Raw genomic sequence first — 12,794 nt, 5'->3', positions numbered from 1 at the left:
TGGATATGAAAAAGTTAGTACTTGGCGCGCTGGCAGGTAGCCTGATGGCGGCACCGGTAATGGCTCAGCCGCCGGTGGTGGCGGGCTATTTTGCCGATTGGCAGTATGAGAATGCCGCCAACCCCTACACGGTTGCAGATATTCCGGCAGACAAGCTGACCCATGTCATTTATGCCTTCCTCAGTATGTGTGGGCCGCATGAGGGGGCGAGTGAAAAAGTTCGCCGGCAAGTCGCCCAGGCGTGCGAAGGGAAGGCGCCGTTTAGCGCAATTGTCGTGGATCGCAAAGCGGCACTGGAGGTGGACTTTGGCGCCGTCAGCACCGATGTGCCTTACAAGGGCCACTTTGCCCAGCTGTCTGCACTGAAAAAACAGTATCCGGATCTGAAGATCCTGCCTTCTTTTGGCGGCTGGACGATGTCGGAGCCGTTTCATGCCATGGCGAAAGATCCCAAGCATATGGATCAGTTTGCCACAACAGCGGTGGCCCTGATCGCTCAGTATGATTTCTTCGACGGCATTGATCTCGACTGGGAATATCCGGGCGGTGGCGGCTTAACCACGTCGCCCTGGGATCCGAACACCAAGTTGAGCGAAGCACAAAAAGCAGCGGAACGCGATGCGTTTTCGTATCTGGTTAAGAAAATCCGGCTGGAGCTGAACAAACTCGCGGCCACCACGGGTAGTTATTATGAGCTCTCTTCGGCAATTGGGGTCGGAACGAAAGCGGCACAAATCGACTGGCAATCAGCCGCCCCGTACATGGATAACATGTTCGCCATGACCTACGACTTTCTCGGCGGCTGGGGGTCGCAAACCGGTCACCTGACCAACCTGCACGCGACGGATCGCAGTTGGTGGGGCATGGGAGCGGATGTGTATATCGACCAGATGATTGAGCTGGGCGTTCCGGCAGAGAAACTGGTGCTCGGCGCGACCTATTACGGGCGTGGCTGGGAAGGCACCCAGGGCTTTGACGGCAAGCTGCCGACTGCCAACCTGTCTTCGGAAAAAGGCGCCAGTTTCGGCACCGACAGCGCCGAGCCTGGCTACTTTATGTACTGGGATCTGAAGCGCAACTATACCGCTGAACAGGGCTATCAGTACGGCTACGATCAGGCATCGCAGGCCCCTTTCCTCTGGCATCCGCAAAAGCAGGTGTATATCTCGTTTGACGACAAGCGCTCGGTCCAGGCCAAAACTGAATGGGCCAGGCAGAAGGGGCTGGCCGGGGTATTTACCTGGGAGCTGTCGGGGGATGCTGACGGTGAGCTGACCGAGGTGATTTACCAGACGATGCAGCGTTAATGCCAGGCAGCGTTATACTCGGTTGCTTAAAACCTCGTGCAGAGTCCGATGTAAAACCGCCCATCATGACGACAACGTGAAAGAGAAGACCCGGCGTGCCCGGGTCTTTGGTTGACTGCGGGGGGAGGGCGGAAGTGACGTCGTGATTGGGTTACTCGCTGCTGAGCAGATTTTGCCGGCTTTGTAGCCCTGGTAGCGGGTAGGGCGCGCAAAATGCTTTGTCATTGGCCGCCTGGTCGCATTTGATCGGCTGCTTCAGATCGGCCCAGTGCACCAACTCCAGCCGGCCCTCCTGGTGCTCGACCAGGGCGGTACAGCTTTCGACCCAGTCGCCGTCATTGCAATAGAGGACGCCGTTGATGGCGCGTAGCTCCGGCTGGTGGAGGTGGCCGCAAATGATGCCGTCCAACTCCAGTTTGGCCGCTTCCTTGGCAGCGGCTTCCTCGTAATGCTCAATTGCCTTGCGGGCATTGCCAACCCGGTTTTTGACATAGTACGCCAGCGACCAGTACGGCAGACCAAAGCATTTTCTGAGCCGGTTAATCGCCCGGTTGAGGCGGAGCAGCTGGTAGTAAGAGGCATCGCCGATGGTTTTGAGTAGATTGCTGCACATGACGGCATGGTCGAACTCATCGCCGTGGGTGATGAGAAATTGTTTGCCGGCAGCGGTGGTGTGGACTTGGCGGGACTGAATTTCCACATTGAGCAGAATGGAGCCGATGATTTCCCGGAGCTGGTAGTCATGGTTGCCGGGAATATAGATCACCCGGGTCTCGCCGCTGGCAATTTCAATCAGTTTTTTCAGCACCTCCTGGTGCGACTGCGGCCAGTGAAACGAGCGGTTCATCGCCCAGATATCGATAATATCTCCCACCAGATACAAGGTATCACAGCGGGTGTTGCTCAGCAGATCCAACAAATACTCCGCCTTGCAATCGCGAAACCCCAAGTGAATGTCTGACAGCCATATTGTGTTGTAGTGCATAGCATCTCCTCTCAAGGCGCGACCGTATCCGATCCGCTGCCCTTATAACAGCAGTGTGGATTTTTGACATGGCAGCGCCGTGACAGGGTTGAGAAGCTTTGATGACAGGGCATTCTGCCGGTATGGGCGTGCTTAGAAGAACAACAAGTCAGATAAACCGTATGATAAAGACCCGAAATAACGCGGGCAGCGAACGATCATCGAACGCTGCCCGAATCGCTGTGGAAACGCTTGATGCGGCGGGTTATTCGCCCAGGTAGCGCTTGCGTTTGGACGGTTTCATTTGGGTGAGATCCGCCATAAACAAGCCGTCGATGCAGTTGCCGAAATCGGGGTCGACGCTGAAGGTGATCAGCTGGAAGCCGCCTTCTTCAAACAGCGACGCGTACTGCTTGAACAGCACCGGCACCTTACAGTTCTGTGCCGTGAAGGCTTGTTGCAGCAGCTCGAATCCGGCTTGGCGATCCAGCCCGGTGAACTGGGTGTCCAGTTGTTGCTCGGTGTCCGGATCTAACGGATAGGGGCGCTTGGCTTCGGCCAGCTGCGCGTCACCGCGGTAGTAACGGGTGTAGTAGTACACCAGCATCGCCTGCAAGGCTGGCGGGAATTCATTACTCATGGTCACCGGGCCAATCAGGTAGCGGACGTCCGGGTTATGGCGCAGGTAAGCGCCGATCCCCTGCCAAAGATAATCCAGGCTTGCTTTGCCCCAGTAGGTCGGATTGACGAAGCTGCGGCCCAACTCGACCGTGGCTGGCAGATACGGGGTGATGGCGTTGGTGTAGTGAAACAGCTCGTCGGTGTAGAGCCCCTGGCGACCGTATTGCTTGAGGATCTCGCGACCACGGCCCAGGCGGTAAGCGCCCGCAATTTCGAGTTGGTTTTCATCCCACAGAATCAGGTGCTGGTAGTAGCGATCGTATTTATCCAGATCCCGTTTCGACCCGGTGCCTTCGCCGACTTTGCGGAAGGTCAGCTCTCGCAATCGGCCGATTTCCCGCATCACCACCGGGGCCTGGTCGAAATCACAGAGTTGGATCCGGTTGCTGTCCCGGGTCTCCCCCAGCAGTTGCGAGGCTTTCAGCTCGAGCCGGATTTCCTGGCGATCTTCCGGGTGGGCGACGGTTTTTTCCGTCACAAACGCTCGCTTGCGAAAGGGCTTACGGGCTTTACCCAGGTTATAGAGATGCTTTTTCAGCCGCTTGAGCAGTGCTTTGTCTGCCACCTGATCGGAGTGCAGCTCGCTGGCGGGGATCATTTCGCCGATGCGAAACAGCAGGGTGCCGTTGCGTTGCTTGAACATTTCACCGGCCAGCATGGCGGTGGAGAGCGGTTTGGCCAGCAGAGAAGCGCTGTAAAACAGGGCTGAGTTTTTGCCGTTGATATGGATCGGCAGTACCGGCGACCGGGTTTTGCGGGCGAAATTGAGGAAACCGCCGCGCCATTTGCCATCTTTGATCCCGGTCGGGCTGGTCCGAGAAACCTCACCGGCCGGAAAGATGATCACGGCCTCGTCATTTTCCAGCGCGTTGATCACTTCTTTGTAGCTGCGGCGAAAGCTGGTGCTGGTCATGTTATCGAGCGGGATGAACAGCGATTCAAGTTGGTCAAAGTTGGTCAGCAAGTCATTGGCGACAATGCGGACATCGCGGCGCACTTCACTGATCAGCTTGAGCAGGGCCAGGCCATCGAGCGAGCCCAGCGGGTGGTTGGCAATAATCACGACCCGACCATGGGCCGGAATATTTTCCTTGTCGCGACTGGAGGCCGCGTAGCTGAAGTTGAAGTAATCAAACACGGCATCGATAAAGTCGATCCCCAGCGTATCTTGATGCTGATCGAGAAAGCGATTGATTTCTGATTCATTGACCAGTTTACGCAGTATGCTGAGGGTAGGTTTGCGGATCAGGTTTGGTTTCTGGGAGAAAGATGGAAACTTCTCATTTACCGCACGTTCGATATTGATCATCGTGAATAAGCTCGTTATCTGTGTCTCCTCATCAATCTAAGGGGCGATTGTGACATTTGGATAACACTTGCCCGAGCTGGCACATCATGTCTCTCGGGCTAAACGGGTCGGTGATCGCGCTGTAATAGCTCGGTCATTGCGCTGCTTTTTTAAGCGTGATTCACCTGAATGGGCGGTTCTTAGCCAGGTTTTCCTCCTGTTTTGATCCGCCGCTTTACACTGTAAACAGCACAATCTTATCGGCAAAGTGATGGGCGTATTTTTATAACCGCGGCCCATGTCCAGCAAAATTCACGGATGACGGTGATGTTCTGCGCCTTTCACGGTGCGCCGGAAATCCTCCGTTTGTATGGTCAGGCCACGGCAATTCACCGCGGCGATCCGGTCTGGCAGAACGACATCGGTTTATTTAACGAGTTACCGGGCACCCGCCAGCTGTTTTTACTTGATATCGACCAGGTGCAATCATCGTGCGGAATGTCGGTGCCGCTGTTTGACTATGTCGGGGAGCGGGATAGCTTGAAAGTCTGGGCCGAGAAGAAAGGGCCGGCGGGTATAGAAGCCTACCGGGAACAACGTAACCAGATCAGCCTGAACGGGTTTGAGACCCACATTGTGGAAAAATCCGCTGCCACGACCAAATCAAGCCCGGAGTAGTGGATTATTACCGGCTTTTTCCTGCCATTTTGCTGAAAGTGTCGCCGCAGTCGGCCCGGTTGGCGAAAAGATAAACGTTTGAGTTTTTCAGGGGTTTACAGCTGCCTCTGCCTTGCGTATTATACGCCGCACTTACGGAGAGATGGCTGAGTGGTTGAAAGCACCGGTCTTGAAAACCGGCATACGTTAATAGCGTATCTAGGGTTCAAATCCCTATCTCTCCGCCACATTACAAAGCCCTGTCGTTAGACAGGGCTTTGTTCGTTTCAGCTGATGTGCCGGGTGTCGGGATTTGAAAAATCCTCCTATACCCACAGCGTTTCGCCACATTCGAATCCCTTGTTTCGGCACTGCTTTTTTTATTTTCAGACGTAGAAACAGTTTCTACGTCTGAAAACCGCCACACCAGAAGCGGCCCGTCGTATTCAAGACTTTAGTCAAAAGCCAACCGGGATGTTCTCGTTACTGCCAATACCAATCGTAGTAAATAACTGGTCATCCTAGCTTGTTAAAACGCTCGATAACTGCGTTAGAAATTTTGATTGCAGAGTAACTACTTATTGAAGAATTCTGCCTTGTTCTCAAGCTTTTTCCTGTGCTGTTACTGAGCACTTACTTACGGTAATTAGTATTAAAATTTAAGGAACGCTTTACCTTATGCTTAAGTTGAAGTTTTAGCATGGTCTTCGTTGGCCCGGCAACTCAGAAGGAGAGAGCAATGATCCAACTTGAGCGTGTGAATCTAGTCGTGAAAGATTTCCCGGATCATTAGGTTAGCCTTGCTCATTTAGCTTATGTGGCCCATAGCATTAACGCTATGATCGGCCGGCTGGTTGATGCCGGCTCTCCCATTGCAAAACCAAGTGCGGATGAAACCTATCGAAAATGTTTACTTTGTTGATTCGCAGGTTTTGAAGTCGAGTTTGTTGAATATCTCACTGATAATCCAAAGCTGCGTAACTGTTCGAGTTGATACGAAAAATCGCAGAAGGAGCTAAGGCCGCTCTGCACGCTCTCCGGATGCTTTAGGCAGCTATTTAAAATTGAATGCTTGGGGACATTTGATTAAACAAATACCGCCATTATTCGGATAATAGACATTGCTGAAATCTCATATTAAGTCTGATTGCTTTCAGAATTACTTTCTGGTTTATCATGGAAATATCTAAAATTATCTAATGATGAAATTTCTAGAGTGCTCTTTGAATTTAATATTGAAATGATAGAGGGAATGAAAAACATAACTGAAACAATAACCCATAGCTTTTGTGCTCCGGAGTACGCTATGGAATAAAATTCGCCATGATTGAAAAAAGTATAATCTCAACTATATGTTAATATGTTCAATTGGTTCATGCTGTTCCTTGATAATATGAAACTTGCTTCTTGGGTGAGTTATCATCATTAGAAAAAACGGAGGCTGAAATGAAACCTTATGCAATGATTATTTTAACCACATCACTGACTGCAACATCTGGTGTATATGCTAGTGACCGGTGGGAAAAAGAGGCGAGTGATGCCTGGATCGATGGTAAAGCAGAAGCAACATTGCTATTAAATACGAATTTAAATTCCTTTGATATTAATACAGATGTCAGAGATGGTGTTGTTATATTAACTGGGGATGTCAATAGCAGTGTCGAGAAGTCACTAGCCGAAGAGTTGGTGATGAATATTGATGGTGTTAAAAGCGTGCAGAACAATCTGGTAATTATCAATGAAAATATTGAGGAAGCAGTAGTTTCTGGATTGATTGATACAAAGATAGCCTCTGTGGTGAAAACACAACTATTGGCTGAGCCCGATGTCAGTGGGACGGATATTAATGTTGAGGTGAATAACGGCATCGTGACTTTACTCGGTCGGGTTCAGAACAGTGCGGAAAAAGATTTGGCAGAAGAAGTAGCTAAGAAGGTGTCTGATGTAAAAGAGGTTGTGAATAATTTAAAGACGAGTGAGTAAAATAAGGTCAATTGTCGAATACAGTTGAGGCTTAGTATGATTAGATGGATTGTTATATTTTTAGTGATAGCTTTAATTTCAGGAGTGTTAGGTTTTGGAGGGATTGCCGGTACTGCGGCAGGCATTGCACAATTATTATTCTACATATTCATTGTGTTGTTTGTTGCATCCTTGGTCCTCAATGTACTTAATAATAGAAAGCCATAGCAGGGCCGGAGTATCATGGGTTGGCGGCGACAACAATGTCGTCGCCGCCAACCCTGCCTAACAGCGAACGCAGTCTTTAGACCGATGCTTGTATTCTATCAGGTTTCCGTGGCTGTGATTAGTATAAGCGTGAGGTTGCTTCTGTCTGTATTTTGCAGCGCGGCACCTCACACCTGCCGCTCCATCGCTGCCTTGTCGCTCAGGTAACTGACATTATCCTGTTGCAGGTGCTTGTGGAGGAGACCGGCAAGCTCATCGCCGGACATGGGGCGGTGGAACCAGAAGCCCTGGCCGAATTGGCAGCCTTCGGCGAACAGATGTTCGTATTGTGCCCTTGTTTCAATGCCTTCGGCAACCACCTGCATTCCCAGGCTTTGGCCCAGGTGAATAATGGTCCGGAGAACACTGTGTGCCCGCTGAGGCGCCGAAGAACATGCCTGGATGAAGCTTTTATCAATTTTAATTTTCTGAAACGGCATGGATTTGAGGTGGCTGAGGGAGGAGTAGCCAGTGCCAAAGTCATCCAAGGCCAACTCGACTCCCAGGCGGCGCAGCTGACTGAGGATCTGCGGAGAGCTGTCGATATCCTGCATGGTGGTGTCCTCGGTGATCTCCAGCACCAGTTGATCGGCCGGAAGGCCGGTTTGTGCCAGGGTTCGCGTCAGCATCCCGGCCAAATCGTAGCGGGTGTACATCGCGGGCGAGATATTCACGGAAGTTTTGATGGCGGGCAGCCCGGCTTTGCGCCAGGCCATGTTTTGGCTGCTGGCGGTGGTCAGGACCCAGGCATTCAGTTGTTCCGCCAGACCGGCACGTTCAGCCACGGTAACGACCTCTAAAGGCGATATGTCCCCGTATTGCGCATGGTGCCAGCGCAACAGGGCTTCCGCTAGCACAATCCGCCGGGTCTTGAGACAGACAACCGGCTGGTAGACTTGCCGGATCTGATTGTTGGCCAGCGCTGAAACCAGATCTTCTGCCAGGGTGTGATACCGCTGGCGCTTGTCTTCCATGGGCTGCTCAAACGCATAGTAATTGGCTTTGGGATCATGCTTGGCATAATACATGGCCAGATCGGCGTTGCGCATCAGAAGATCCGGCTCTGTTGCATCTTCCGGGAAAACACTACTCCCGATACTGAGCTGTGGGTAGAGTCGATGCCCCTGAATGGTGAGCCCCTGGTTGAACTCTGAGTGCAACTGACGTACCAGCTGGTGACAAGCTGCTGGCGTATGGTTCCCCTCGATAAAGATGCCAAACTCATCGCCGCCCAGTCGGGCAATGGTACTTTTGGGGCCAAAGGTGGTTTGCAGTTGCGCGGCTATCGCCTGCAGCAATTGGTCGCCAATCGCATGGCCGAGTTGATCGTTGACGTATTTAAAGTTATTCATATCGAGCATGAAAGCCACCATATGGCGTTTGCGGTTGCTATTGATGGTCTGCTTGAGTTTGAGGTGAAATGCATGGCGGTTGGCAAGGCCCGTCAGGCTGTCATGCATAGCCTGCGTGAGATTCGTGGTACTTTCACGGATCAACAGAAAAATCAGGATACTACCGCTCAACAACAGCCCAAGTAAATAAAGGTTGGCTTCGTCCTGCAGACCTGAAATTTGCCGCAGCTTGCGCCAGCTTTTTTCACCGGCCGCGGTCTGGACATTGAGGAGCCGGACTTGCTGCTGCAACGGAGTGAGAGACTGTTCCAACGCGATTGCTGCTTGATCGCCCGGCCTCAGGCTAAGGATGTCTGGTTCTATGGCGATCATGTGTAGCTTAAAGCGTTGTAACAGCTCAGTTGCACCGGGATAGTCGCGAAAGGGACGGGACTCTTCGCCGGTGGCGAGCACATCAATGCGGCTCCAGAGTAAATCAAAGCGGAGCAGGAGTTCATCCCGACTGAGATCGTTCAGGGCGAGTCGCCGTAGCGCTTGCATGAACTTGAGGGTTTCCATTTCCAGCTCTGAAGATGACCAGCTGATCGTTTTGATGGACTGGGAAATCAGGCCTGAGACCTGGTGATTGCGCTGGGTGCTGACCACGGAGCTGATGGCAAACAGCAGCACCACGCAGGCCAATATGAGCAACTTCACTCTTCTCATGGCAGAATGTCCAGCGTACGGAGTTGCCAGATCATATCTTCATGGTGCTGCGGTTGATCCAGCTCGGTATGCTCAGAAAGGGGATAGATGATCCAGATTGGACCTTTGTCCCTGACTCGCATCAGACGACCATTATCTTTTAGAGCCAGCAAAATAGGGTATTTTTCAATCGTGCTCAGGTCAATTTGGGTTTGGTAATCGTTCAGGGCGGTGGCCGAGAGGGTGCGACCGTGGGCACCGACGTAATGCAGGAGGTCCTGCAATAACACCCCTTCGTAGGTATGTGCAGAGTCAGTCCAGGGGGTTTGGGTGGTTACCGTTGCCTGGGGCAGTTGCAGTAACATCTGGCGGTCAAAAAGCGCCTGATTCGGTTGGTTGGTGTGTTCGATCTGACCTCGGATAGTCAGCACCACGGTATCTTGTGGCTGCACCAGGGGCGCGGCATTCCCTGCGGTGGAGACGACGCACAGGGCAAAAATCATCAGGAAATGTTTGCTTGAGGTCCACATAGTCTCGCTCCTGCATCCTGCTAAGCCTTTGAGAAGGGGTCTTCGCGACTGGGTTGCCGCCTGGCCGGCATCGGTGTGAAACGGCATGTGTACCGAGTGCTTGAAACGCTTGACGCAACCGCGCAGAAAACCGTACATCTTCTGAAAATCTAGCATAGATTGATTCATATGAACTTGGTTTAATTAACCCTTTATACCAATAAGGTATGTCAATTGTTCGGGTGGCGTGGCATTTCCTGCTGTTTATGAAGGGCTTGCTGTCCATTGCGTTTGTGACTTTTTTGTCAATCTTCGTTCTTGCTTCAAAAAGTACCTGGTTTATTATTGTAAAAAGCAATGATAATAAATATCATTTATGTTTGTTTTAGGTCGGCCTGTGCCTGGCAGCCAATTGCGCGGTCAGGGTTCAAAATGGCTTCCTGTCATTACGATTGTATGGGGAGGAAGATGGACAACACAGCCGATCACGATTGGAAGAAGAACAATAAGGATCAAGCAACAATGGCGATTCCAAGCATCGAGAGTTATGCACTCCCTGCAACTGAAAGCTACCCGAAGAATAAAACGGATTGGCAAATTGACCCGGCCAAAGCGGTGCTGCTGATCCACGATATGCAGGAGTATTTTGTCAACTTCTACCCCGCGGATCAGTCGCCGATGAAGGAGCTCAGACAAAATATTCAGACCCTGAAAGCGGCGGCCAAGAAAGCTGGAATCCCGGTGGTGTATACGGCGCAGCCAGCGAACCAGGCCCCTGAAGATCGCGCCTTGCTGACCGACTTCTGGGGAACGGGGCTGAAGGAAGAGACGGCCATTATTGCTGAGCTCGCCCCGGAAAGTGACGATCTGCAGTATGTGAAATGGCGCTACAGCGCGTTTAAAAAGACCCCGTTGCTGGACTACATGCGGGAGCAGGGCAAAGATCAGCTGATTATATGCGGTATTTACGGCCATATTGGCATTTTGTCGACGGCGCTGGACGCTTTCATGCTGGACATCAAGCCGTTTGTGATTGGCGATGCGATCGCTGATTTCTCGCTGGCCGATCACCAGTTTGCGATGAGCTACCTGGCTGGCCGTGCCGGGAACATTCAGCCGTTGTCTGTGGCGCTGATGGCGATGGAGAAGGCTGCAAAGCCGGCGTTGACCCTGGAAGCGATGCAGCAGGATGTGGCTGAAGCGCTGGAACTGGATCTGGAAGAGGTCGATGCCGATGAAAACCTGATGTTCCTGGGACTGGATTCAATTCGGGCCATGGTGCTGCTGGAGCAGTGGAACAAGCAGGGGGCGAGTGTCACCTTTGCCCAGCTGATGGAAAAAGTGACCCTGCGTGAATGGTATGAACTGATGGCGGCCCCGCAAGCCGTGGCACAAGCGGAGCCGGCTATGGCTTAACACCTTGCTTGTAGCCCAAGAGATTGAAAAAAGCCCGAGGAACGCCTCGGGCTTTTTATTGCGCGGCTGGTGCTTCAAGCGGTTCAGGCGTAGGTTGCGCGCAGCACTTTCTTGTCGATTTTTCCGACCGAGGTTTTCGGCAGCGCTTCACTGAAGGCGATCTTATCCGGGATCTTGTAATCGGCGATCCCTAAGTCGCGCAGAAACCGTTTGAGCGCGATCGGGCGCAGTTCAATGCCCGGCCGGGTTACGATCACTGCGCAGCTTCGCTCACCGAGGTATTCATCCGGGATCGCGATTAGGGCCGCATCATGGATCCCTTCGTGGCGCAGCAGCTGGTTTTCGATCTCTTCCGCTGCGATCTTCTCGCCGCCGCGGTTGATCTGATCTTTATCCCGCCCGGTAACGATCAAATTTCCTTCAGCGGTGCGCTTGACGATGTCGCCGGTCCGGTAGAAGCCGTCCTGGTTGAAGGAGCGCTCGTTATGGGCCGGGGCCCGGTAGTAACCACGAATGGTGTAAGGCCCTTGGGTCAGCAGGAAGCCCTCTTCGCCAATAGCGACATCCTGGCCGGCATCATCCACGACACGGATCTGATCATGAGGGGAGATCGGTCGGCCCTGGGTCTGGGTGATCACCTCAATCGGGTCGTCGAGGCGGGTGTAATTGACCAGCCCTTCGGCCATGCCGAATACCTGCTGGAGTTGACAGTTGAGCTTGCCCGGCAGTGCTTTGGCCGCGGTTTCGCTGAACTTAGCCCCACCGACTTGGATGAGCTTAAGGCTCGACAGGTCGTGTCGGGTGTTATCGACGTGATCCATCCACAGCAGTGCCAGCGGCGGGACCAGGGCCGAGACCGTCACCCGGTGTTTTTCAATCAGCTCAAAGGCGGCTTGAGGCGCTGGGTTCTGGGTCAGCACCACGCAGCCACCGGCCCAGAACACGCCCAGGGCGCCGGGAGAGCTGAGCGGGAAGTTATGGGCGACCGGTAGGGCGCACAGATAACGGGTTTCGGGGCTGAACTGGCAAATGTCCACACTGCCGGTGACGCTGTAGGCGTAGTCGTTGTGAGTGCGGGGGATCAGTTTCGGCGTGCCAGTAGTGCCGCCGGAGAGCTGGAAGAAAGCGATATCCGAGGGATTGGCGTTTTGCGCGGTGTCGGGCACTTGCTCGCAGTCGGCGAGGCGAATGAAACGCGGATCGTCCGTTGGTGCCAGCTCACCGCGCACAATCACATGCTGGAGGCCCGGACAGTTGGCGGCAACGTCGCGGGCCAGCGCCTGGTAATCGAATGCGGCGCTAGCTCCGTCAATGAGATAGGCCTTGGCCTCGGCATGATCACAGAAATAGGTGATCTCGGCCTGGCGGTGGGCCGGCAGCGCCAGCACCGGACGAACGCCCAGTTGCAACAGGGCAAAGAAGCAGGTGTAGAATTCCGCGACATTGGTCATCTGCAGTACGACATTATCGCCCGGCATCAGGCCCAGGGCTTTAAATCCGGCAGCGAGGCGGCCAATGTGCTGATCCATGTCGCGATAGGTGAAGGTGCGGTCCTGACAAATGACGGCCGGTTGCTCAGGATACTGCGCCGCGGTCTGGCGGAAGTAATCCAGCAGGGTTCGATCCTGCCAGTAGCCAAGTTCGCGGTATTGGCTGGCTTGCGCGTCAGGCCAGACGGTCAGATCGGTGTTGTGGTTCATGGTCGCT

Annotated in this window: 10 protein-coding genes, 1 tRNA gene and 1 pseudogene; 7 read left to right on the top strand and 5 right to left on the bottom strand. The window is 53.1% G+C overall.

Annotation, left to right across the window (positions count from 1 at the left end; genetic code table 11):
- Nucleotides 1-5 precede the first annotated feature (5 nt).
- Entirely contained in the window at nucleotides 6-1,307 is a 1,302-nt protein-coding gene (locus tag NNL38_RS19605; protein ID WP_255392125.1) for a glycoside hydrolase family 18 protein, read from the top strand.
- Between the two features lie 151 nt (nucleotides 1,308-1,458).
- Here NNL38_RS19605 and NNL38_RS19600 read toward each other — a convergent pair whose 3' ends face one another.
- Nucleotides 1,459-2,292, bottom strand: coding sequence for a UDP-2,3-diacylglucosamine diphosphatase (locus NNL38_RS19600; protein ID WP_255392124.1), 834 nt, complete (start codon nucleotides 2,290-2,292; stop codon nucleotides 1,459-1,461).
- A gap of 244 nt (nucleotides 2,293-2,536) precedes the next feature.
- Nucleotides 2,537-4,261, bottom strand: coding sequence for a bifunctional ornithine lipid synthase OlsF (gene olsF / locus NNL38_RS19595; RefSeq protein WP_255392123.1), 1,725 nt, complete (start codon nucleotides 4,259-4,261; stop codon nucleotides 2,537-2,539).
- A gap of 306 nt (nucleotides 4,262-4,567) precedes the next feature.
- Between olsF and NNL38_RS19590 the strand changes: the two genes are divergently transcribed.
- From NNL38_RS19590 to NNL38_RS19570, 5 genes and pseudogenes are all read left to right on the top strand, one after another.
- Entirely contained in the window at nucleotides 4,568-4,918 is a 351-nt protein-coding gene (locus tag NNL38_RS19590; protein WP_255392122.1) for a hypothetical protein, read from the top strand.
- Nucleotides 4,919-5,054: 136 nt separating this feature from the next.
- A tRNA-Ser gene (locus NNL38_RS19585) sits at nucleotides 5,055-5,145 on the top strand.
- A gap of 545 nt (nucleotides 5,146-5,690) precedes the next feature.
- A pseudogene (locus NNL38_RS19580) lies at nucleotides 5,691-5,891 on the top strand (VOC family protein); the annotation flags it as partial.
- 452 nt (nucleotides 5,892-6,343) lie between these two features.
- Nucleotides 6,344-6,880, top strand: a complete 537-nt coding sequence (locus NNL38_RS19575) for a BON domain-containing protein (RefSeq protein WP_255392121.1) — start codon at nucleotides 6,344-6,346, stop codon at nucleotides 6,878-6,880.
- 36 nt (nucleotides 6,881-6,916) lie between these two features.
- Nucleotides 6,917-7,087: a DUF1328 domain-containing protein gene (locus NNL38_RS19570; RefSeq protein WP_255392120.1), complete on the top strand. Its 171-nt coding sequence runs from the start codon at nucleotides 6,917-6,919 to the stop codon at nucleotides 7,085-7,087.
- 167 nt (nucleotides 7,088-7,254) lie between these two features.
- Here NNL38_RS19570 and NNL38_RS19565 read toward each other — a convergent pair whose 3' ends face one another.
- Together NNL38_RS19565 and NNL38_RS19560 are read right to left on the bottom strand one after the other, a co-directional pair.
- Nucleotides 7,255-9,174: a putative bifunctional diguanylate cyclase/phosphodiesterase gene (locus tag NNL38_RS19565; RefSeq protein WP_255392119.1), complete on the bottom strand. Its 1,920-nt coding sequence runs from the start codon at nucleotides 9,172-9,174 to the stop codon at nucleotides 7,255-7,257.
- Between the two features lie 5 nt (nucleotides 9,175-9,179).
- On the bottom strand, nucleotides 9,180-9,692 hold the full coding sequence (locus tag NNL38_RS19560; RefSeq protein ID WP_255392118.1) for a putative pterin-binding protein: 513 nt from the start codon (nucleotides 9,690-9,692) through the stop codon (nucleotides 9,180-9,182).
- A gap of 501 nt (nucleotides 9,693-10,193) precedes the next feature.
- Between NNL38_RS19560 and NNL38_RS19555 the strand changes: the two genes are divergently transcribed.
- Nucleotides 10,194-11,087: an isochorismatase gene (locus tag NNL38_RS19555; RefSeq protein ID WP_255392117.1), complete on the top strand. Its 894-nt coding sequence runs from the start codon at nucleotides 10,194-10,196 to the stop codon at nucleotides 11,085-11,087.
- 83 nt (nucleotides 11,088-11,170) lie between these two features.
- Here the strand turns inward: NNL38_RS19555 and NNL38_RS19550 are convergent, their stop codons facing one another.
- Nucleotides 11,171-12,787: a (2,3-dihydroxybenzoyl)adenylate synthase gene (locus NNL38_RS19550; RefSeq protein ID WP_255392116.1), complete on the bottom strand. Its 1,617-nt coding sequence runs from the start codon at nucleotides 12,785-12,787 to the stop codon at nucleotides 11,171-11,173.
- Nucleotides 12,788-12,794: the final 7 nt, after the last annotated feature.

This window comes from Photobacterium atrarenae (genome assembly GCF_024380015.1).
Taxonomy (GTDB): Bacteria; Pseudomonadota; Gammaproteobacteria; order Enterobacterales; family Vibrionaceae; genus Photobacterium; species Photobacterium atrarenae.
The sequence above is the reverse complement of the archived record's forward strand: the minus strand, read 5'-3'. Positions and strand labels throughout refer to the sequence as shown.